Below are 20,726 nucleotides of genomic sequence, written 5' to 3' on the forward strand. Positions count from 1 at the left end.
TATATAAAGATCACATGAAACAAAGGTCGCTGCAGGAACCCACGTTCCTCATCCTCACGGCGTTGGCGGCCGGGCCCCAGCACGGGTACGGCATCATCGGCGACGTCGAGCGGATCTCCGACGGGCGCGTGCGCCTCCGGGCCGGGACGCTCTACGCCGCCCTCGACCGGCTGACCGCCGACGGCCTCGCGGAGATCGACCGCGAGGACGTCGTCGAGGGCCGGCTACGCCGCTACTACCGGCTCACGGACACGGGCGCCGCGCGCCTCGCCGCCGAGGCCGAACACCTGCGCCGCAACGCCGAGACCGCCACGACCCGCCTGCGCCTGGCCGGAGGATCCGCATGAGCCCCCTCGAACACCGGCTGGGACGCTGGCTACGGCTCTACCCGGTCGACCAGCGCGAGGAGATGCTCGGCGTCCTGCTCGCCACGGCCGGCCCTGGCCGGGAACGGCCCAGCCCCCGGGACGCCGCCGACCTCGTCGGAGGAGCCGTTCGCGTCCGTCTTCGCCGCGAGATCCGTTCCCTCGGCGGGCCGGTGTGGAGCGACGCGTTCGCGGTGCTCGGCCTGGTAACGATCCTGGCCCTCTTCACTTGCCTGGCAGCCACCCTGCTGGACCTCATCGGCGTCTACGTCCTCGTTCAGACGCCGCCCGCACACATCTGGCCGATGTGGGCGCCGTGGCCGCTCGTCGCCGCGTTGAGCCTGCTGGGCCTGCGGCGCACCTCGATCGGCCTCGCATGGGCCGCGGCGCTGGCTCAGATGCCCTGGCTCGCCGTCTGCGAGATGGACGCCTTCTCTGACCGGCTGGGCCAGAACCTCTACTGGTTCGTTCTGGCGATCATCGCTGCCGCTGCCTTGTCCGTCTCGGACGGCCTCCGCCGGGCGCTGTCGCTCCTCGGATGGTGGCGGGTCGCCCTTCTCTTGGCCGGCCTCGGAGTCCTCGCCTACGCGCTGAGCATCCCCGCCGAGGAAGTCGACGCGTGGCGGAGAGCCATGCCGCCGTCGGCATGGTCGTTCCACGATCCCCAATGGTGGCTGACCATCGCGCCGTTGGCGTTGTTCGCCGTGGCGTGCACCCGGCCGACGACGGCCGCCGGCCGTAGGTGGATGACGATGCTGATACTGAGCCTGGTGCCGACCGTCTACGTCGTGGGGTTCCAGATCGCGATCGACACCACACTCGAGCCCGTCGTCGACGCGATCCGTGTCATCGGTTGTCTGGCGGTCGTGACCGTCCTCATGGCGGCCGCGGCGTCCCGTCTTCGCGAGCGACGGCGCAGCACGTCATGACGCCACGGTCCGCATCACTCGAACACCGGCTGCGGCGGTGGCTACGGCTCTACCCGGTCGACCAGCGCGAGGAGATGCTCGGCGTCCTGCTCGCCACCGCCGGCCCCGGCCAGGAACGGACGAGCCCTCGCGACGCCGCCGACCTCGTCAGAGGAGCCGTCCGCGTCCGCCTGCAGCGCGAAGTCCGGTCCCTCGACGGCCCGGTGTGGCGAGACGCCTTCGCCGTCCTCAGCGTGGTCACGACCGCCCTCCTGGCCACCGGCCTGATCGCCTACTTCCGGGATGAAGCCGTACTGGCGGCCAACGGCGTCACCTCCTCCTCCATCGACCCCGGCTCCTCCTACATGGAGCTGATCCCGGAGCCGGCGCAGGTCTGGGCGATGTGGGCGCCATGGCCGGCCGTAGCTGCGTTGAGCCTGCTGCGCCTGAGCCGTACGGCGGCCATCCTGGCCTGGGCGGCGACGCTGTCTCAGATACCGTGGCTGGCCGTCGCCCAAGGCCGTGACGCCATCTCCACGGGCGTGGTGGAGGGCAACCTGCTCTGGTTCGGCCTGGCGATCCTGGCCGCGACGGCGTTGTCGCTTTCGGACGGGCTTCGTCCCGGCCTCTCGGTCCTCGGCCGATGGCGGGGGGTCGTCCTCTTGGCGGGCGTCACCGCGTTCGCCTATACGCTGGTCGGCCTTCCCACACCGGGGACCACTTTGCTGGGTGACAACGTCGTGCTGCTGCGGCCGGTGACGGTCCAGGATCCGGCATGGCTCCTGGGCGTCGAATCGCTGTTGCTGATCACCGCCGCCTGCGCCTGGCCACGGTCGGCGTCCGGTCGCCGATCGATCGCCGCGGTGCTCCTGGCCCTGTCGCCGTTCCTGTGGTCGATCGCACAATGGACCTCGCTCACCGGACTCCTCGCCGCGGCCATTGATGTCATCGGCGTGGCCGGTCCGCTGGTCCTGATCGCGCTCATGGGCGGGGCGCTGGCGTCACGCCTCCGTGGGCGGAGGCACAGCACGTCATGACACGGCGGCGCGCATCGCCTCGACGGGGGCCGGTGCGCGTCCCGTCATGAGCTCGACCTGGCGGGCGGCCTGGTGCACCAGCATGGGCAGGCCGCCCACCACGATGCCGCCGTGCTCGGCCACGGCCTCGGCGGCGGCCGTCGGCCAGGGCGCGTACACGACGTCGAAGAGCGCACCCGTCGCCCGCCCGACCACCTCGGCGTACGGGTCTGCGGCGTGGGCGGGAAGCGTCGAGATGATCAGATCGGCGGACGGCACCGTGTCGGCGAAGGTCTGCACCGACACCGACACGCCCAGCCGGTCGGCCGCCGACACCGCCTCGGCGGCCCGGGCCGGGCTCCGTACGACGACCACGGCCTTGGGCAGCCCCAGGTCGCGCAACGCGGCCAGGGCCGAGCACGCCGTCGCCCCGCCGCCGAGTACGACGGCGGAGCCCGGTGAGCGTACGCCGGCCTCGGTCAGCGCGGTGACCATGCCGTACACGTCGGTGTTGTACCCGAGCCGCCGCCCGCCCTCGTAGACGACGGTGTTGGCGCCGCCGACCGCCCGCGCGAGCCGGGAGACCTCATCGAGCAGGGGCAGCACCGCACGCTTCAGCGGCATGGTCAGGGACAGGCCCGCCCACGGCCGCCCGAGCTCCTCGGGAAGATCCTCCTCACGGCACTCGATCGCCTCGTACGTCCAGTCGAGCCCCAGGGCGGCGTACGCCGCCCGGTGCAGCGCCGGCGACAGCGAGTGCGCGATCGGCGACCCGAGGACGGCGGCGCGCGTCATCCGCGCCCCGTGTTGCGTGCGAGTTCCTGCTTGAACTTCTCGAACTCGCTGTTGCTGGAGGTGAACTTGGTGACATGGCTCTTCGGGTCGGTGGTCACGAAGTAGAGCCAGTTGCCCTGCGCGGGACTGAGTGCGGCCTTGAGCGCCACCTCGCCGGGGTTGTCGATCGCTCCAGGCGGCAGGCCGTAGACGCTGTAGGTGTTGTACGGACTCTTGACCTTGGTCTCCGCATAGGTGGCCACGATGTTGTACTTGCCCAAGGCGTACATCACGGTGCTGTCGAGCTGCAGTTTGCGCATCCACGGCTGCTGGCTGTGAACACGGTTGTCGATGACCCGGGCGATCTTCGGCATGTCCTCGTCCCGGCCGCTCTCGGCCTGGACCAGGCTGGCGATCGTCACCACGTCGCCCGGCGACATGCCCAGGTCGCGGGCCTTACCTTCCAGGTCGATGGAGGTCGCGACCGTCTTGAACTGGGCGACCATCGAGCGGAGCACCTGCGTGGCGGTGGCCTTCGGGTCCGGGTCGTACGTGAAGGGATAGAGATACCCCTCCAGCTTGCCCTTGGCGTACGAGGGCAAGCCCAGGTTGCCGGGGTGTTTGGCGGCCTTCTCGAAGTCCTTGAGCGGGATCTTGGTCTTCTTGGAGAGCATCTCCAGGACCTGGACGACCCGCTTGCCTTCGGGGATGGTGACACGGCCGGCGCGTGAGGCGTCGCTGAGCAGCAGCGCGAGCGCGGACTTCACCGACATCTGGCTGCGCAGATGGTAGTAGCCGGGCTGGATACTCATCGCCCTCGGGTCCTTGCCCGCGAGTTTGACGTACGCGTCCACGGACTTGACGACGCCGGCCTGCTTCAGCCGCTCGGCCATCTGGCTGACCGAGTCGCCCTCGTGGATCCAGACGGTGACCGCGCCGGTGCCATCGCCCTTGTAGTCGGGCGGGTTGAGCATGCCGTTCAGCATGGTGAAACCGACGTATCCGCCGCCGCACACGACCGCGAGGAGAAAGACGACCGCGAGGAGCGGCGCGAGCTTACGGCCCTTACGGCTCTTCTTGCGACGCCGTCCGCGTCCGCCCCGGGCGGCGCGCGGAGGAACGCCTGGAGACTCCGAGCGGTGTTGGCGCTCGGACAGTTGTCTCAGAAAGTCGAGATCTGCGTCGCTCATGAGCCCCCCTGGACAGTCTCCCCCGGAGGGCGACCCGTCAAGCGCTCGGCGTCGAGCGCAGCCTGCAGGAGCACGGCCGCCGCCGCTTGGTCGACGACCTTGCGCCGCGCCTGTCCGCGTACGCCTTGTGCCCGAAGTCCGGTTTCGGCTGTCACGGTGGTGAGTCTCTCATCGAACAGTCGAACCGTCTCGGGATCCATGCGTCGTGCGATCCTCACCGCCAACCGGCGGGCCGCCTCGGCCGCCGGCCCCTCTCTGCCGGAGAGAGAGGTCGGCAGACCCACGATCACCTCGACGGCGTCGTTCTCAGCGACCAGCTGGACGATCCGGTCGACATCGCCCTTCCCTGCACGCACGGTCTCCAGCGGAGACGCCAGGATGCCGCCGGGATCACTGCGCGCGACGCCGATGCGGACGCTGCCCGCATCGACGCCGATGCGCACGCCTTGTCTCACGCGGCCGCCACGGCCCGGCGGACGGCGCCCAGGGCCTCGTCGATGGCGCTCGCGTTCGCGCCACCGCCCTGCGCCAGGTCGTCCTTGCCGCCGCCACCGCCGCCGAGGACCTTGGCGGCGACGCCGACGAGCGCGCCCGCGCGGAGCCCGCGGGTGCGGGCCTCCTCGCTGGTCGCGACGACGATCACCGGACGGTCCTTGGGGACGCCGGCGATGATGACCACGGCCGGGCGTCCCGACAGGCGCCCGCGGACGTCCATGGCGAGCCTGCGCAGGTCGTCGGCGCTGGTGCCGTCGGGCACACGGTGGGCGACGAAGGCGATGCCGCCGACATCCTCGGCGCCGCCAGCCAGCTCGCCGGCGATCTGGAGGACCTGCTGCGAACGCACTCGCTCGAGTTCCTTCTCGGCCTCGCGGAGCCGGGTGACGACTCCGGAGATCCGCTCCGGGAGCTCCTCGCGGCGGGTCTTCAGCTGCTCGGACAGCTGTGCGACCAGGACGCTCTCCTTGGCGAGGTACCGGAAGGCGTCGATGCCGACGAGCGCCTCGACCCGGCGCACGCCGGCGCCGATCGACTGCTCGCCGAGGACCTTGATCAGGCCGAGCTGGCCGGACCGGGCCACGTGGGTGCCGCCGCACAGCTCGCGGGAGTACTCGCCGATCTCGACGACGCGGACCTCGTCGCCGTACTTCTCGCCGAAGAGCGCCAGCGCTCCCATCTTGCGCGCCTCGTCGATCGGGTGGACCGAGGCGTGCACGCCCAGGTCGTCGATGAGGATGGCGTTGACCTCGTCCTCGACGTCGCGCAGCACGTTCAGGGGCACGGCGCCGGAGGCGGTGAAGTCGAACCGGAAGCGGCCGGGGGCGTTCTCCGAACCGGCCTGCGCCGCCGACTCGCCGAGCGCGTTGCGGAACCCGCGGTGCACCATGTGCGTCGCGGTGTGGGACCGGGAGATCGCCCGGCGCCGCTCGATGTCGATCTCTGCGTAGGCGGTGTCCCCGGCCTGCGCCTCGCCGCTGCGGACCCGGCCACGGTGCACGATCAGGCCGGCCAGCGGCGTCTGCACGTCGAGGACCTCGATCTCGGCCCCGTTGCCCAGCCGGATGACGCCCTGGTCGGCGAGCTGGCCGCCGCCCTCGGCGTAGAACGGCGTGCGGTCGAGCACGACCTCGACCTCACTGCGCTCCCCCGCCGACGGCACGCTGGCGCCGCCGACCAGGAGGCCGACCACGCGGGCCTCGCCGGTGACCGCGTCGTAGCCGGTGAACCGCACCGAGCCGGTCTGCTCCAGCAGGCTGCCGAGCACGGACACGTCGAGGTTGCCGGTCTTCTTCGCGGCGGCGTCGGCCTTGGCCCGCTGCCGCTGCTCGTCCATGAGGCGCCGGAACTCGCCCTCGTCGACGGCCAGGCCCTGCTCGGCCGCCATCTCGAGGGTGAGGTCGATCGGGAAGCCGTAGGTGTCGTGCAGGGTGAACGCCTGCACGCCGGACACCGTCGACTCCTTACGGCGCTTGGTCTCCTCGACCGAGGCGTCGAAGATCGCGGTGCCGGTGCGGAGCGTCGTGAGGAAGGACTGCTCCTCGGCGTCGATCACCGTGTGGATGTGGGCGGCGTCGGAGCGCAGCTCCGGGTAGGTCTCGCCCATGCCCTCGATCGCGGCGGCGGTCAGCTCGTGCAGGTAGCGGTCGTCGCCGGCGCCGAGCAGGCGAAGGTGGCGGATGCTGCGGCGCAGGATGCGGCGCAGGACGTAGCCCCGGCCCTCGTTGGAGGGGACGACGCCGTCGGCGACCATCATCGTGCCGCTGCGGACGTGGTCGGTGATCACGCGCAGGGACACATCGGCCCGCGCGTCGCGACCGTACTTGGTCTTGGTGAGGTCGGCGGCGCGGTCGAGGATCCGCCACATGGTGTCGATCTCGTAGATGTTGTCGACGCCCTGGAGGATCGCGGCCATGCGCTCCAGGCCCATGCCGGTGTCGATGTTCTTGGCGGGCAGCTCGCCGAGGATCGGCCAGCCCTCCTTGCCCGCGCCCGGGCCCCGCTCGAACTGCATGAAGACGAGATTCCAGACCTCGAGGTAGCGGTCCTCATCGGCGACCGGGCCGCCCTCGCGGCCGTACTCGGAACCCCGGTCGTAGTAGATCTCCGAGCAGGGGCCGCAGGGGCCGGGCACGCCCATCGACCAGAAGTTGTCGGCCATCCCGCGGCGCTGAATGCGCTCCTCCGGCAGGCCGACCTTGTCACGCCAGATCGAGAAGGCCTCGTCGTCGTCGTGGTAGACGGTCGCCCAGAGCCGGTCCTCGGGGAACCCGAACCCGCCGTCGGCCTCCGACCGGGTCAGCAGGTCCCAGGCGAAGGGGATCGCCTGCTCCTTGAAATAGTCCCCGAAGGAGAAGTTGCCCAGCATCTGGAAGAACGTCCCGTGCCGGGTCGTCTTGCCCACCTCGTCGATGTCGGGCGTGCGGATGCACTTCTGCACGCTGGTCGCCCGACGGTACGGAGGCGTCCGCTGGCCGAGGAAATACGGCTTGAACGGCACCATGCCCGCGTTGACCAGCAACAGCGTGGGGTCCTCGGCGATCAGGCTCGCCGAGGGCACCACGGTATGGCCGCGTTCCTCGAAGAAGCGGAGGAAACGGCGGGCGATCTCTGCCGACTCCATCAGTGCAGGTCCTTGTCTATGTCGGCTTGTGCGTCGAGGCGCATGGCGTCGCGCAGCTCTTCCTCTCGGTGGTTCATCGCGACACGGACGTCGCCGGCGAACCCCCGTACGGTCCGGCCGAGTCCGGCGGCCTGGTTGGCGATGCTGCCCGGCAGGGCGGCCCGCACGGCGCGCTTGAGCCGGAAGGCCGACCAGGCACCGAACGCGGTGCCCAGGGACACCCAGAACAACCGCCGGATCATCGCTTGCCGTCCTGGCTGCCGTGGCCGCGGGAACCGATGGCCTTACGGACACCATAAGAGAACGCCGCGGCCTTCACGAGAGGGCCACCGACGATCGAGGTGACGGTGGTGCTGACCGCGGCGGCGTTCTGACTCACGCTGCCCATGTTCTTCGTGATCACATCGATCCGGTCCAGCTGCTCGTTGGCCCGCTCCACCGTGCCGGCCATGTCGTCGAGCAGCGGGGCGGTCCGATCACCCAGCTCGGCGACCGTCTTGGTGGCCTCGGTCACCAACCGGGCGAGCTTCAAGAGCACGTAGGCGAGGAAGGAGACCAGAATCGCCCAGAACATGGCCACGATCAGGCCGGCCAGCTGTTCACCCGTCAGCATCCGGCTTCCTCCTCCTCGTCGCGAAACTCGGTCGGACCGACCTTACCGTCCCGGGCCTCCGGAAACGCGCCGAGTCGGCCACGTCGGACGCGGGTGACGGCGTCCCCCGCGCCCGCCTCGGCCGGCGGCGCGCGTCCGGCTCAGTCGGCGGCGCGGGTCCGGATCGGTCCGCGGCGCACGTCCAGGTCAGTCGGCGGCGCGCGTCCGGGTCAGTTCGCGGCGCGCGTCCGGGTGGTCCGCAGCCCGCGCCCGGCTCAGTCGGCGCGTCTACCGCGCAGGACGGCGCGGAGCCGCTCGACGACGTCGGAGAAGCGGGCCTCCATCCCGTGCCGGGTCGGGTGGTAGTACTCGCGCCCGGCGACGGCGTCCGGAGCGTACTGCTGTTCGACCACGCCGCCGGGGAAGTCGTGGGCGTAGCGGTAGTCCTTGCCGTGGTCGAGCTTGGCCGCACCCTTGTAGTGCGCGTCACGCAGGTGCGCCGGCACCGGACCGACGAGCCCCTGCCGTACGTCGGCGGCCGCCTCCCCGATCGCGCGGACGACGGCGTTGGACTTCGGCGCCAGGGAGAGGTGGATGACGGCCTGCGCGAGGTTGATGCGCGCCTCCGGGAGGCCGACGAACTCGACGGCGTGCGCCGCGGCCGTCGCCGTCTGCAGCGCCGTCGGGTCGGCCATTCCGACGTCCTCGCTGGCGTGGACGATGAGCCGCCGGGCGATGAAGCGCGGATCCTCACCGGCCTCGATCATCCGGGCGAGGTAGTGGAGCGCCGCGTCGACGTCGGACCCGCGGATGCTCTTGATGAACGCGCTGATCACGTCGTAGTGCTGGTCGCCCTCGCGGTCGTAGCGGACGGCGGCCCGGTCGACGGCCTTCTCCAGGACGTCGACGTCGATCGGCGCACCGTTCGGGACGACGTACGCCGCGGCCTCCAGGTAGGTCAGCGCCCGGCGCGCGTCGCCGCCCGCGAGGCGTACGAGGTGGTCCTCGGCGGGCTCGGCGAGCTCGACCCCGCCGCGGAGGCCACGCTCGTCGGTGAGGGCGCGGCGGATCACCTCGCGAAGCTGGTCGTCGCCGAGCGGCTCTAGCGTCAGCAGGAGGGAGCGGGACAGCAGCGGGCTGATCACGGAGAAGAACGGGTTCTCCGTAGTGGCGCCGATGAAGGACACCCAGCGGTTCTCGACGGCGGGCAGCAGGGCGTCCTGCTGGGCCTTGTTGAACCGGTGCACCTCGTCGACGAACAGCACCGTCTGGCGGCCGCCCATGCCGAGCTCCCGCTTGGCGACGTCGATCGCGGCGCGGACCTGCTTGACACCGTCGGACACCGCCGAGATCTCCACGAACCGGCGCTCGGTCGCCTGACTGACGACGTACGCGAGGGTGGTCTTGCCGGTGCCGGGCGGCCCCCACAGCACCAGGGACATCGCGACGTCCCGCTCGACGAGCTGGCGCAGCGGCGTCCCGGGACCGAGCAGGTGCCCCTGGCCGACGACCTCGTCGAGCCCGCGGGGGCGCATCCGGACCGCCAGCGGGGCGTTCGCCTGCTGCGCCTCCTCGGCCGGCTCGTCGAAGAGGCTGTCGGCCTGCTCATGTTCCCTGCGCACCACGCCTTGACACTATCCGTTCCACACGGCCGCTCAGCGCGACGGAGACGATCACCACGACGATGCCGTCGAGCCAGTGGTGGTCGGCGGTGAGGACGGCGACGGAGGTGGTCGCGACCGGGTAGACCACCGCCGCCCACCGTGCCCCCGGACCCGGGGCCGTGATCAGGTCGCCGGGGTGCGCCGTTAACCTGTGCGGCGTGATCCCCTCCTCCATCGATGACATCCTGACGATGACGGAAGGCCATCCCCTGATCCGGAGCGTGGATCCGGCACGACGCGGTACGGCCTGGCGCGGCGACGAGGCCGCCGCCTTCCTCAACCTGAACCGCGACCGTACGATCTGGCGCGTCGTGGGGCTCGGCCCGCCCAGCGCGGTCACCGACCTGCTGACCTCGCTGCGCGGCGAACTGCCGCCGGACGCGTACGCGAACGTGCCGCACGGCACCCCGCTTCCTCTCGAGGACCCCGTCGACTGGGTCTACCGGGTGGCGTACGAGATGCCGCCGCCCCAGCCGGCAGAGGACCTGGTCGAATGGTCCGCCGACAGTGACGCGATCACGGAGCTGCTGAAGCGCACGAGTCCCGACTGGTCGGTGTGGCCGGGTGACGGTCACGCCCGCCGCTGGGCCGGCGTGCGGGACGGCGACAGCGGGCTCTCGGCCTGCCTCGCCGACATGACGACCTCCCCGGAGATCGGCCAGGTCGCGGCGATCGCCGTACGGCCCGAGGCCCGCCGGCGGGCACTGGGCGCGTCGATCACGGCGTGGGCGATGCGGCGGCTGTTCGCCGAGGGCTGCGACGGCGTGGGACTGGGCGTGTACGCCGAGAACACGGCGGCCATGCGGCTGTACGACCGGCTCGGCTTCACCCGAAACGAGTTCCGCACCAGCGGCCGCCTCCCTGCCCGGTGAAGCACGCGTATGACCACGACCGCATCGTGCGCGAATGCTCGGCGCATCGGCCGGTGACCTCCGGCTTCCACCGGCCGCCCGACCAGAACGGCACGGTCACGATCGGATATGGCCTGATCCCATCCGTGCGCGGTCAGGGCTACGCCGCCGAGGCACTTCGCGGCATCCTGGCGTTCGCCGAGGCGAACGGCGTCACCCACGTGAAGGGCGACGCCGACCTCGACAACATCGCCTCACAGCGCGTCATGATGGCCGCGGGCATGCGGCAGACCGGCGAGGACGACCGCGTCAAGTACTACGAGACCGCCTGGACCGACGCGGCAACGGATCACGCATCCACGCCGATGCGCCGAGCGACCGGCGGATCGAGGGGGTAGACGCGCTCGCGGGGCAGCAGGGCCTTGGCCTTGGCGGTCTCGCCGTCGTGGACCAGCCGGTGGATCTTGCGGGCGAGCGGCGTCACGTCCTGGATGCCCAGGACCCACTCGTCGGCGTACCGGTCGATGACGTGCCGGCTGAGACCGACCTGGATGCTGCGGGCGTCCAGCGGCTGCCCGCGCAGCGTCCGCTCCGGATCCCACTGGACGTGGACACGAGCGTGCTTGAACGCGGCGCGCCATTCCTGGCTGTCCCGATAGACCCGGCGGTCGGCGTGCGTCAGGACCGCCTGTGACAGGGCCTCCTCCCAGCCCTCGCGGCTGATGCGGACGGCGAGGATCGCCTCCTGGCCCGGCTTGCGCGCCCAGCCGCTGCGCGCCATGAGCCAGAGGAACGACGGCTTGATCCACGTCATCCGCGTCCGCGAGAACGGCGGCACAAAGCGGCCGTGCTCGGCCGCAGGCCGCCCGATCTCGGGTCGGTAGGCCTGGTAGACGACGACCGACGTCAGGTCGTGATCGGCCCTGATCTCGTGCATCCGCATGGGATCCCACGATCTCGGCCGCGCGCGACCCGATCAACCGATTTTCGCTTCGATCAGAAGGTGACCTCGAACCACACGGTCCGACCCGTCGCATCACCACTGACGCCGGAGTCGGCGGCGAGCATCCGGACGATGTGCAGGCCGCGCCCGCCCTCGACGAAGTCCAACGGCCCGTCGGCCAGGCACGGCTTGTTGACCGGGTGACCGCCATCGACGACCTCGACCCGGATCCGATCCGCGTCGACCTCGGACACGATGACGGAGACGCTCGTCGGGTCGGCGTACTTGATGGAGTTGGTGACGAGCTCACTGGTCAAAAGCTCGATGTCGCCAAAGGCCAGGTGCCCCGGGCCGAGCAGGCAGGCCAGCCAGTGGCGCGCCTCGGCCACGGATTCGGGGGCGCTGGGAAGGTCGGTGCGCCCGAGCGTACGCCTCATCGGCACGCCGCCTCGAGCCGGTCGGCTATCCATCGGGCCGCGCCGTGGACGTCCGCGATCGGACCGATGATCCACGGCGAGTCGCCGTGCCACCAGTAGTGGACCGCACCGGCCATGATGAGGCCACGCCGGGTGGCACTGATCGCTTCGAGCATCGGAAACGGCCGTCGCTGCTCCTGGACCAGGACGGTCAGCTGGTAGGCGCGGCGAAGCTCCGCCGCCAGACATTCCAAGCGTTGGATCATGAGCGCCGCCCGGTGCGGAGCCTCGGTCATCACGCCTCCTTCGCAGAATCCGTTCACTACAGATCGCAGTGGATGACAAACTCTCCGTAAGCATGCGCTCGCTCGCTCGTAAAGTGCAAGCCATGCGAACGCATGCCCTGCAAAGTGAACTAAGGCGCTAAAAGCCAGGTTTGGTCAGCGGTTTCGGTATTTCGGCACGAAGAAAGAGGACGAATGATGCAGAGCCGTCGACGCCCCACGCTCCGGTTGCGCCGTCTCGCCGCCGAGATGCGGCGCAGACGGGAGGAGGCGGGGCTCACCCAGGACGAGGTGTTCGAGCAGACCTCGATCAACCCAGCGACGCTCTACCGAGTGGAGAACGCGATCAGCCGCCCGCAGCTTCGGACGCTACGCGCCCTGCTCGATCTGTACGGCGTGAACGATGAACGCACGGCCTACCTGCTGACGTTGCTCCGGGAGTCCGACCAACGCGGCTGGCTGGAGACCATCGGCATCGACCTCCCCGAGCGCCTCACCACCTACGTGGAGTTCGAAGACGAGGCCCGCATCGTCTGGAATTACCAGCCCTCGTTCGTGCCGGGGCTTCTTCAGACCGAGGCGTACGCACGGGCGATCGTGCACGGACTGATGCCGGAGGCATCACGTGCGGCCGTCGACAGCCGGGTCGCCGTTCGCATGCACCGTCAGCGCCTGCTCACGAGAGAAAACCCGCTCCGGTTCTGGACCATCATGAGCGAAGGTGCCCTTCGGCACCGCGTAGGCGGCAGCGATGTCATGAGAGAGCAGATGACCCGGATTCTGGAAGCCGCCGATGCACCCAATGTGACCATGCAGGTCATCCCCTTCGATGCAGGCGCGCATCCGGGGATGCTGGGCTCCTTCGCCGTGCTCCGGTTCGGGCAGGAGGACCTTCCGGACGTCGTCTATGTCGATTCGATGGCGGGTGATCTCTTCCTGGACCAATCGGCGGACGTGGAACGCTGCGCATCGACCTTCGAATATCTGCGTGCAGTGGCTCTGAGCCCCGAGGCATCGGCTGCGTTCGTCGCTAAGCTGACGGAGCGGACATAAAGGAAGGACCGCCGGCTATGAGCGAGCGAGACCTGTCCCAGGCCGAATGGCGCACGAGCAGCCACAGCAGCGCGAACGGTGAGTGCGTCGAGGTCGCCATGGCCGACAGCGCGACCTGAGGCCTTCCGATCTGAAGCAAAGTGCTCGGTGAACGTCGACTCAGGCGCGCTGCCTTGGCCTTACGCGCCGGTTCGGCGGCGTCATTGCCGAGCGTTTGGTACGGCCGGTCCTGTCGGCGGTGGCTTCTACAGTCGGCCGCGTGACTGGAAGATCCTTTGCGGGTGCCTTCGCCCGTCTGCCCCCGGACCTGCCCCCGGGGCGCCTTGTCTCGGCGACCGACGGCGACTCGTCCGATGAGTACAGCGATCTCCCCGCGCTCTGGTGCAGTGATGAACCGTTGCAGGACGCCGCCGCCTGGTGGCGACTGGCCGCTTCGGCACACGCCTGATCGGCGTCGACGGGGGCACCGTCCATGTTTCGGTCGCCGCTCCCCCGCGACCGGAGGAGGCGAACCGGCTGGCACTGGAGCACTATCTGGTCTGCCCGGACAACATCGAGCAGGACTTCTTCGTCGTCTTCGCCACGTACGCCGAGAGGCTGGTCAGCGCTCCGAGGTGGAGCTTCTGGTGGGACTGACATGACGCACGGGGATCCCGTGCCGGGATTCCCGTCAGGTGACGTACAGCGACAGGGTCTCCGCGACGCAGGCGGGGTGTTTCTCGCCCTCGATCTCGACGGTGACTCGTACCGTCGACAGCTTGCCCGCCGGAGAGTTCTTCAGGTCGACCAGCTCCGCGCCGCCGCGTACCCGGGAGCCGACCTTGACCGGCGAGGGGAAGCGCACCTTGTTCAGCCCGATGTTGACGCCCATCTTCGGCCCGTCGATCCAGAAGATCTCCGGCATGAACGCGTTCACCAGCGACAGCGTGAGATAGCCGTGTGCGATGGTGGCTCCGAACGGTCCGTCGGCCGCACGCTCGGGGTCGACGTGGATCCACTGATGGTCGCCGGTCGCCTCCGCGAACAGGTCGATCTGCTGCTGCGACACCTCTCGCCACGGGCTGTGGCCCAGATGCTCACCCTTCGCGGCGGCGAACTCCGCAAGACTCGTGAAACGTCTCATGTCGATCATCGTCCCGATTCGATCACCAGCGGGACAACGCCGCGCACCGACAAGACACACCACCGGCCGTTTGTCCGCCCCGGCATCATGCGCTTCCGGTGAGACACGAACGGCGGGCGATCCCTAGCCGGGATCCCCGCCGTCGCGGACGTCAGTACTTCTCGGTGGAGGGGCGGACGATGTGGCCGGGCTCGTTGGGCTCGGTCGGCTTCTCGTCCTCTGGGCGGACGTCGATGCCCGCCTCCTTGCGCTGCGCCTCGGTGATCGGCGTGGGCGCGCCGGTCAGCGCGTCGTAGCCGGAGGCGGCCTTCGGGAAGGCGATGACGTCGCGGATCGTGTCGCGGCCGGCCAGCAGCATGACGATCCGGTCCCAGCCGAACGCGATGCCGCCGTGCGGCGGCGGGCCGTACTTGAACGCATCGAGGAGGAAGCCGAACTTGTCCTGGGCCTCCTCGCGGCTCAGGCCGAGGGTCTCGAAGACCCGCTCCTGCACGTCGGCGCGGTGGATACGGATCGAACCGCCGCCGATCTCGTTGCCGTTGCAGACGATGTCGTACGCGTTGGCGAGCGCCTCGCCCGGCTTGTCCTGGAAGGAGTCGACCCACTCGGGCTTGGGCGAGGTGAACGGGTGGTGCACGGCCGTCCAGCCGCCTTCGTCGGTCTCCTCGAACATGGGTGCGTCGACGACCCAGGTGAACGCCCACTCGGACTCGTCGATCAGGTCGCAGCGACGGCCGATCTCCAGGCGGGCCGCGCCGAGCAGCTCCTGCGTGGCGTGCGGCTTGCCGGCGCCGAAGAAGACGGCGTCGCCCGGCTTGGCGCCGGCCTTGGCGGCCAGGCCCTCCCGCTCCTGCTCCGAGAGGTTCTTGGCAACCGGGCCGCCTAGCGTGCCGTCCTCCTGCACGAGGACATACGCGAGGCCGCGCGCGCCGCGCGACTTGGCCCAGTCCTGCCAGCCGTCCAGCTCCTTGCGGGTCTGGGAGGCGCCGCCCGGCATGACGACCGCGCCGACGTACGGGGCCTGGAACACCCGGAAGGGCGTGTCGGAGAAGAACTCGGTCATGTCGACGAGCTCGTTACCGAAGCGCAGGTCCGGCTTGTCCGAGCCGTACCGGCTAAGGGCGTCGGCGTAGGTCATCCGCGGGATCGGGCGCGGGATCTCGTAGCCGACGATCTCCTTCCAGAGCCGTCCGACGAGGTCCTCGGCGACCTGGAGGATGTCCTCCTGCTCGACGAAGCTCATCTCGATGTCGATCTGGGTGAACTCCGGCTGCCGGTCGGCGCGGAAGTCCTCGTCGCGGTAGCAGCGGGCGAGCTGGTAGTAGCGCTCCAGGCCCGACACCATCAGCAGCTGCTTGAACAGCTGCGGCGACTGCGGCAGGGCGTACCAGTGGCCCGGCTTGAGGCGCACGGGGACCAGGAAGTCACGGGCGCCCTCCGGCGTGGACCGGGTGAGCGTCGGCGTCTCCACGTTGACGAACCGGTGCTCGCGCATCACGTCATGGACGAGGTAGGACGCCTGGGAGCGGATCCGCAGCGCCCGGGCGAGGGACTCGCGCCGGATGTCGAGGTAGCGGTGCTTGAGGCGCACCTCCTCGTTGACGTTGGCGTCCGTCTCGACCGGGAAGGGCAGCGGCGCGGCCTCGCTCAGCACGTCGATCTCGGAGGCGACCACCTCGATGTCGCCGGTCGGCAGCTCGGGGTTCTCGTTGCCCTCGGGCCGTACGCGGACCTCGCCGGTGATCTTGACGCAGAACTCGGAGCGCAGGTCGTGCGCGGTGTCCTCTTCGCGGAAGACGACCTGGGCGATCCCGGAGGCGTCGCGCAGGTCGATGAAGGTGACGCCCCCGTGGTCACGGCGGCGCGCCACCCAGCCGGCCAGTACGACCTGCTGCCCGGCGTGTTCCCGGCGCAGCGAGCCCGCCTCGTGTGTGCGGATCATCTTTGAGCAAGCCTTTCTTTCAACGTCGTCACGAGCTCGGCGAGCGGAACGGCGACCTGGTCGCCGCTTGCCAGGTCCTTCACCTGTGCGGACCCGGCGGCGATATCTCGCTCGCCGAGGATCACGGCGTACGCCGCTCCGGACCGGCCGGCACCCCGCATGGCGCCCTTGAGCTTCTTACCGTCGTAGGACATGTCGGCGGCGACGCCCGCACGGCGAAGCGCGGCGATCAGGCCGAAGATCGTACGCTCGGCGTCCTCGCCCAGCGGCACGCCGTACACGTCGACCGTCGGCTGGGTCACGGCGGCGACCTCCTCGGCCTCCATGGCCAGGACCGTACGGTCGAGGCCGAGGCCGAAGCCGATGCCGGGCAGGGACGGGCCGCCGATGTCCTCCGAGAGACCGTCGTAGCGGCCGCCGCCGCCGATGCCGGACTGGGCGCCGAGCAGCGGGTGGTCGAACTCGTACGTCGTGCGGGTGTAGTAGTCGAGGCCGCGGACGAGGCGCGGGTCGTCCACCCAGGGGACGGACAGGTCGGCCAGCAGCTCACGGACCCGGTCGTAGTGCGCCTTGCACGCGCCGCACAGGTGGTCGGTGACGAGCGGGGCGTCCTCGAGCTGGGCGCGCACCTCCGGCCGCTTGTCGTCCAGCACCCGCAGCGGGTTGATCTCGACGCGGGCCCGGGTGTCCTCATCGAGGTCGAGGCGGCGCAGGAACTCCTGCAGCGCGGCCCGGTAGACCGGACGGCACTCCCGGCAGCCCAGGGAGTTCAGCTTCAGGGCGATGCGCGTGAGGCCGAGGCCGCGGTAGAAGTCCCAGGCGAGAGCGATCGTCTCGACGTCGACCGCCGGGTCCTCGGAGCCGATCGCCTCGAGGTCGACCTGGTAGAACTGGCGGTACCGGCCCTTCTGCGCGCGCTCGTAGCGGAACGCCGGTCCGGTGGCCCAGACCTTGACCGGCAGCTCACCCTTGTTCAGGCCGTGCTGGAGCACCGACCGCAGCACCCCGACGGTGAACTCCGGCCGCAGCGTGATCGAGCGGTCCCCACGGTCCTCGAAGGTGTACATCTCCTTGGACACGACGTCGGTCGACTCGCCGACGCCCCGCGCGAACAGGCGGGTGTCCTCGAAGACCGGGAGTTCGAGGTAGGAGTAACCGGCCCGTGTCGCGGCCGCCGCGAACGCGTCACGCGCGGCGAGGAACGTCGCCGACTGCGGCGGGAAATACTCTTTGACCCCCTTGGGGGCCTGGAAGTTCGAGCTCATGGTGTCGTTTCTAAAGTCCCCTGTGCGGGCCGTCGACCGGAGCGATGTCCTTGAGGAACGGATTGGTCGCCCGTTCGCGGCCGATCGTCGTCTGCGTGCCGTGGCCGGGCAGCACGGTGGTCTCGTCCGGGAGCGGCAGGCACACGCGGGCCAGGCTCTCCAGGATCGCCGCGTGGTCACCGCCCGGCAGGTCGGTGCGGCCGATCGAGCCGGCGAACAGCAGGTCTCCGGAGAACATCACCTGCGTGTCCGCGAGCCGGAAGGTCACCGACCCGGTCGTATGGCCCGGGGCGTGATCGACGATCAGCTCCAGGCCGGCGAGCGACAGCGTCGCGCCGTCGGCGAGCTCGCGCACGTCGTCCGGCTCGCCGAACGTCAGCCCGCCCAGCAGCTGCTGTCCAACGCCGAGCGGGAAGCCCTTGGCCGGATCGGACAGCAGGTCCCGGTCGGCCGGGTGGATGTACGCGGGGACGTCGCGCGCGCCGCAGACCGGGGCCACCGACCAGATGTGGTCGATATGGCCGTGCGTGAGCACGACGGCGACCGGCTTGAGCCGGTGCTCGCGGAGCAGCTCCTCGACCCCGGACTCGGCGTCCTGGCCAGGATCGATGATCACGCATTCCTCCCCCGCCGCAGGCGCCACGACGTAACAGTTCGTGGCGAAGGACCCGGCGGGGAACCCGGCGATGAGCACGATCGTCCTCTCTGAAGGCGCCTGCTTCCGGCAGCTTGAGCGTACCGGCGGCACGCGGCCGACCGCGAACGACATACGCGGGAGCGCCGCAGGGTGTCCGGTCTTGGCGGGATTTGCGAGCCTCTGAGGGCCACGCAGAAAAATACCGGCCAGGACCGCTACGATGCGCAGCACGTTTCCCTGTTCATGACGCGAATCAATGAGGTGCGACACCGGTGGCGGGTAAAGACCGCAAGAAGCAGCTGGCCCGGCAGCGCTACGAGCGCCAGATGCAGCGCCGTGCGGCCCGGCAGGCGCAAGCGCGCAGGGTAAAGATCATCGGCACGGTCGCCGCCGTGGCAGTGATCGCCGGCGGCGGCGGTGCCATCGCGTTCGCGATGAACAAGTCAGACAAGAAGTCGACGACGACGGCCTCGGCGTCCAAAACGCCCAGTGCGCAGCCGAGCGTCACGGCGAAGCCCGGCGAATGCGCCTACCAGCCGCTGACGGATTCACAGAACGCCAAGGACGTCGGCACGCCGCCGGTCAAGCCGGTAAAGGGCACGTACGAGATGTCGATCGACACCAGCCAGGGCAAGATCGTCGCGAAGCTCGACGGCACGAAGGCCGCGTGCACCGTCAACTCCTTCGAATACCTCGCGTCGAAGAACTTCTTCGACAACACCAAGTGCCACCGGCTCGACACCGGCATCAAGGTGCTGCAGTGCGGCGACCCGACCGCCACCGGAAGCGGCGGCCCGAAGTACGGCTTCGGCAACGAGAACGTCCCCAAGGCCGGCGCCTCCGGGCAGGCGACCTACAAGCGGGGCATGATCGCCATGGCGCACAGTAGCCAGCCGAACAGCAACGGCAGCCAGTTCTTCATCATGTACGGCGACGCGCCGCTGCCCGCCGACTACACGGTCTTCGGCGAGATCACCCAGGGCCTGGACGTCGTCGACTCGGTCGCCAAGGCCGGAGCGACCGCTCCCGACCCCCAGTCCGGGATGACCGCGCCAAAGAAGAAAATTGAAATAAAACACCTCACCGTCACGAAGATGGGGTAATGCGGAAGGTTAGGGTGGCCTGCGGGAGCGAAGCTCCCAAGGTCGTCACGGTGGGCCCGGCGCCCGACGAGCGGCCCGGGCCTTGATACAGGAGGCAACGGTGTCCAGCGCCACCGATCCTTGGGGAATCCGGCGCCGGGGAGGCGGAGACGGCTCCGTCCGGGCCGTCCAGCCGCTCACGGCAGGCCCGCTCCACGACCGGGAGGCCGACGGTGACCACTGATCCCTGGGGCCGCGTCGACGAGAACGGGACCGTCTACGTCAAGACCGCCGAAGGCGAACGCACCGTCGGCTCCTGGCAGGCCGGTGCTCCGGAAGAGGCGCTCGCCTATTTCCGGCGCAAGTACGACGCGCTGGTCACCGAGATCGATCTGCTGGAACAGCGGATCAAGACGACGGACCTGGCACCCTCACAGGCCGAGCACAGCATCACCCGGCTGCGGGAGTCCGTGACCGAAGCACACGCGGTCGGCGACCTCGACAGCCTGGCACGGCGGCTGGACTCCCTCACCGGGCTGCTCGGCCGCCGCCGGGAGGAGATGAAGGTCGCCCGCGACCAGGCCCGCGGCCATGCGCGGGAGGTCAAGGAGCGCATCGTCGCCGAGGCCGAGCGGATCGCGACCGAGGAGACGCACTGGAAGAACGGCGGTGAGCGCCTCCGCCAGCTCGTCGATGAGTGGAAGGCCGCCGAGCGCGTCGACCGGCCCACCGAGACGGCGCTGTGGAAGCGGCTGTCGGCCGCGCGCAACGCCTTCACCAAGCGCCGCAAGGCGTATTTCTCCAACCTGGAGGAGGAGCGCGAGCACTCCCGTGCGGAGAAGGACCGCCTGGTCGCCGAGGCCGAGGCGCTGAGCAATTCGACCGACTGGGGGCCCACGGCCGCCGCCTACCGCGACCTGATGCGCCGCTGGAAGATTGCCGGACGCGCGTCCCGTGAGGTCGAGGACGAGCTGTGGGCGCGGTTCAAGGGCGCGCAGGACGTCTTCTTCGCCGCCCGCTCCACGGTCTTCGCCGAGCGTGACGCCGAGTTCCGGCAGAACGCCGAGCTCAAGGTGAAGGTCCTTGAGGACGCTGAGCGGCTGCTCCCCATCCGGGACGTGCGCGCCGCCCGCCAGGCCCTGCGGACGATCCAGGAGCGCTGGGAGTCCATCGGGATGGTGCCGCGCGACTCCCGGGAGCAGCTCGAAGGCCGCCTGCGCCGGATCGAGGAGGCGGTACGCGCCGCCGAGGAGTCGGAGTGGCGGCGCACCAACCCGGAGGCCCGGGCGCGCGCCGAGGCGACGGTGACGCAGCTGCGCGCCTCGATCCAGCAGCTCGAGGCGCGCCTGGAGAAGGCCCAGCGCGGCGGACGCGACAAGGACGTCAAGGACGCCGAAGAGGCCCTGACGGCGCGCCGCGCATGGCTGGAAGAGGCCGAGCGCACGCTCACCGAGTTCTCCTGACCACGATCGTCGGCCCGGCCCCTGCGGGGACCGGGCCGAC

At 70.0% G+C, this 20,726-nt stretch carries 25 protein-coding genes; 10 read left to right on the forward strand and 15 right to left on the reverse strand.

Annotation, left to right across the window (positions count from 1 at the left end; all coding sequences use genetic code 11):
• Positions 1–14: 14 nt before the first annotated feature.
• From AB0I04_RS19555 to AB0I04_RS19565, 3 genes are read left to right on the forward strand one after another with little or no spacing between them, the layout of a single operon-like run.
• The gene (locus AB0I04_RS19555; RefSeq protein WP_360886213.1) at positions 15–347 is read left to right on the forward strand and encodes a PadR family transcriptional regulator; all 333 of its coding nucleotides are present in this window, start codon (positions 15–17) and stop codon (positions 345–347) included.
• Entirely contained in the window at positions 344–1,294 is a 951-nt protein-coding gene (locus tag AB0I04_RS19560; protein WP_360886215.1) for a hypothetical protein, read from the forward strand. Before AB0I04_RS19555 ends, AB0I04_RS19560 begins: the two co-directional genes overlap by 4 nt.
• Entirely contained in the window at positions 1,291–2,310 is a 1,020-nt protein-coding gene (locus AB0I04_RS19565; protein WP_360886217.1) for a hypothetical protein, read from the forward strand. Before AB0I04_RS19560 ends, AB0I04_RS19565 begins: the two co-directional genes overlap by 4 nt.
• On the opposite strand, the gene AB0I04_RS19570 is transcribed toward AB0I04_RS19565, so the two are convergent.
• The 8 genes from AB0I04_RS19570 to AB0I04_RS19605 form a co-directional block, all read right to left on the reverse strand.
• Positions 2,305–3,084 (reverse strand): shikimate dehydrogenase, encoded by a 780-nt coding sequence (locus AB0I04_RS19570; RefSeq protein ID WP_360886219.1) that lies wholly within the window; start codon positions 3,082–3,084, stop codon positions 2,305–2,307. The genes AB0I04_RS19565 and AB0I04_RS19570 overlap by 6 nt on opposite strands.
• Complete coding sequence (gene mltG, locus AB0I04_RS19575; RefSeq protein WP_360886221.1) at positions 3,081–4,253, reverse strand: endolytic transglycosylase MltG; 1,173 nt, start codon at positions 4,251–4,253, stop codon at positions 3,081–3,083. Before mltG ends, AB0I04_RS19570 begins: the two co-directional genes overlap by 4 nt.
• Complete coding sequence (gene ruvX / locus AB0I04_RS19580; protein ID WP_360886223.1) at positions 4,250–4,708, reverse strand: Holliday junction resolvase RuvX; 459 nt, start codon at positions 4,706–4,708, stop codon at positions 4,250–4,252. Before ruvX ends, mltG begins: the two co-directional genes overlap by 4 nt.
• Complete coding sequence (alaS, locus tag AB0I04_RS19585) at positions 4,705–7,371, reverse strand: alanine--tRNA ligase (RefSeq protein ID WP_360886225.1); 2,667 nt, start codon at positions 7,369–7,371, stop codon at positions 4,705–4,707. The genes ruvX and alaS overlap by 4 nt, the downstream gene beginning before the upstream one ends.
• Positions 7,371–7,613, reverse strand: coding sequence for a hypothetical protein (locus AB0I04_RS19590; protein WP_360886227.1), 243 nt, complete (start codon positions 7,611–7,613; stop codon positions 7,371–7,373). The genes alaS and AB0I04_RS19590 overlap by 1 nt, the downstream gene beginning before the upstream one ends.
• Positions 7,610–7,984 (reverse strand): DUF948 domain-containing protein, encoded by a 375-nt coding sequence (locus AB0I04_RS19595; RefSeq protein ID WP_360886228.1) that lies wholly within the window; start codon positions 7,982–7,984, stop codon positions 7,610–7,612. Before AB0I04_RS19595 ends, AB0I04_RS19590 begins: the two co-directional genes overlap by 4 nt.
• Before the next feature lie 254 nt (positions 7,985–8,238).
• A complete protein-coding gene (locus tag AB0I04_RS19600; RefSeq protein ID WP_360886554.1) occupies positions 8,239–9,498 on the reverse strand; it encodes a replication-associated recombination protein A in 1,260 nt (419 codons plus the stop codon).
• A 70-nt stretch (positions 9,499–9,568) separates the two neighbouring features.
• Complete coding sequence (locus AB0I04_RS19605) at positions 9,569–9,802, reverse strand: hypothetical protein (RefSeq protein ID WP_360886230.1); 234 nt, start codon at positions 9,800–9,802, stop codon at positions 9,569–9,571.
• Between AB0I04_RS19605 and AB0I04_RS19610 the strand changes: the two genes are divergently transcribed.
• Together AB0I04_RS19610 and AB0I04_RS19615 are read left to right on the forward strand one after the other, a co-directional pair.
• Positions 9,786–10,499 carry an N-acetyltransferase gene (locus AB0I04_RS19610; protein ID WP_360886232.1) on the forward strand — a complete coding sequence of 238 codons (714 nt, stop codon included), beginning with the start codon at positions 9,786–9,788 and terminating at the stop codon, positions 10,497–10,499. The genes AB0I04_RS19605 and AB0I04_RS19610 overlap by 17 nt on opposite strands.
• On the forward strand, positions 10,496–10,876 hold the full coding sequence (locus AB0I04_RS19615) for a GNAT family N-acetyltransferase (RefSeq protein ID WP_360886233.1): 381 nt from the start codon (positions 10,496–10,498) through the stop codon (positions 10,874–10,876). Before AB0I04_RS19610 ends, AB0I04_RS19615 begins: the two co-directional genes overlap by 4 nt.
• Here the strand turns inward: AB0I04_RS19615 and AB0I04_RS19620 are convergent.
• From AB0I04_RS19620 to AB0I04_RS19630, 3 genes are read right to left on the reverse strand one after another with little or no spacing between them, the layout of a single operon-like run.
• The gene (locus AB0I04_RS19620) at positions 10,828–11,421 is read right to left on the reverse strand and encodes a DUF4291 domain-containing protein (protein WP_360886234.1); all 594 of its coding nucleotides are present in this window, start codon (positions 11,419–11,421) and stop codon (positions 10,828–10,830) included. The genes AB0I04_RS19615 and AB0I04_RS19620 overlap by 49 nt on opposite strands.
• A gap of 53 nt (positions 11,422–11,474) precedes the next feature.
• Positions 11,475–11,858 carry an ATP-binding protein gene (locus tag AB0I04_RS19625; protein ID WP_360886235.1) on the reverse strand — a complete coding sequence of 128 codons (384 nt, stop codon included), beginning with the start codon at positions 11,856–11,858 and terminating at the stop codon, positions 11,475–11,477.
• Entirely contained in the window at positions 11,855–12,133 is a 279-nt protein-coding gene (locus tag AB0I04_RS19630) for a hypothetical protein (protein WP_360886236.1), read from the reverse strand. The genes AB0I04_RS19625 and AB0I04_RS19630 overlap by 4 nt, the downstream gene beginning before the upstream one ends.
• 183 nt (positions 12,134–12,316) lie before the next feature.
• Here AB0I04_RS19630 and AB0I04_RS19635 point away from each other — a divergent pair, with 183 nt between their 5' ends.
• The 3 genes from AB0I04_RS19635 to AB0I04_RS19645 all read left to right on the forward strand — a co-directional run bounded on the left by AB0I04_RS19635 (position 12,317) and on the right by AB0I04_RS19645 (position 13,810).
• Positions 12,317–13,174 (forward strand): helix-turn-helix transcriptional regulator, encoded by an 858-nt coding sequence (locus tag AB0I04_RS19635; RefSeq protein WP_360886237.1) that lies wholly within the window; start codon positions 12,317–12,319, stop codon positions 13,172–13,174.
• A 17-nt stretch (positions 13,175–13,191) separates the two neighbouring features.
• Entirely contained in the window at positions 13,192–13,293 is a 102-nt protein-coding gene (locus AB0I04_RS19640; protein WP_360886239.1) for a DUF397 domain-containing protein, read from the forward strand.
• A gap of 298 nt (positions 13,294–13,591) precedes the next feature.
• Positions 13,592–13,810, forward strand: a complete 219-nt coding sequence (locus tag AB0I04_RS19645; RefSeq protein WP_360886241.1) for a DUF4253 domain-containing protein — start codon at positions 13,592–13,594, stop codon at positions 13,808–13,810.
• Positions 13,811–13,844: 34 nt separating this feature from the next.
• Here AB0I04_RS19645 and AB0I04_RS19650 read toward each other — a convergent pair whose 3' ends face one another.
• The 4 genes from AB0I04_RS19650 to AB0I04_RS19665 form a co-directional block, all read right to left on the reverse strand.
• Positions 13,845–14,297 (reverse strand): MaoC family dehydratase, encoded by a 453-nt coding sequence (locus AB0I04_RS19650; protein ID WP_360886243.1) that lies wholly within the window; start codon positions 14,295–14,297, stop codon positions 13,845–13,847.
• Between the two features lie 151 nt (positions 14,298–14,448).
• Positions 14,449–16,239: an aspartate--tRNA ligase gene (gene aspS / locus AB0I04_RS19655; RefSeq protein WP_360886245.1), complete on the reverse strand. Its 1,791-nt coding sequence runs from the start codon at positions 16,237–16,239 to the stop codon at positions 14,449–14,451.
• The gene (hisS, locus tag AB0I04_RS19660) at positions 16,236–17,504 is read right to left on the reverse strand and encodes a histidine--tRNA ligase (protein ID WP_360886247.1); all 1,269 of its coding nucleotides are present in this window, start codon (positions 17,502–17,504) and stop codon (positions 16,236–16,238) included. The genes aspS and hisS overlap by 4 nt, the downstream gene beginning before the upstream one ends.
• A gap of 10 nt (positions 17,505–17,514) precedes the next feature.
• Positions 17,515–18,198, reverse strand: a complete 684-nt coding sequence (locus tag AB0I04_RS19665) for an MBL fold metallo-hydrolase (RefSeq protein WP_360886249.1) — start codon at positions 18,196–18,198, stop codon at positions 17,515–17,517.
• A gap of 215 nt (positions 18,199–18,413) precedes the next feature.
• On the opposite strand from AB0I04_RS19665, the gene AB0I04_RS19670 reads away from it, so the two are divergent.
• Complete coding sequence (locus AB0I04_RS19670) at positions 18,414–19,244, forward strand: peptidylprolyl isomerase (RefSeq protein ID WP_360886251.1); 831 nt, start codon at positions 18,414–18,416, stop codon at positions 19,242–19,244.
• A 212-nt stretch (positions 19,245–19,456) separates the two neighbouring features.
• Positions 19,457–20,686 (forward strand): DUF349 domain-containing protein, encoded by a 1,230-nt coding sequence (locus AB0I04_RS19675; RefSeq protein ID WP_360886253.1) that lies wholly within the window; start codon positions 19,457–19,459, stop codon positions 20,684–20,686.
• Positions 20,687–20,726: the final 40 nt, after the last annotated feature.

Origin of the sequence: Actinoallomurus sp. NPDC050550, assembly GCF_040655075.1 — a bacterium.
Lineage (GTDB): Bacteria > Actinomycetota > Actinomycetes > Streptosporangiales > Streptosporangiaceae > Actinoallomurus.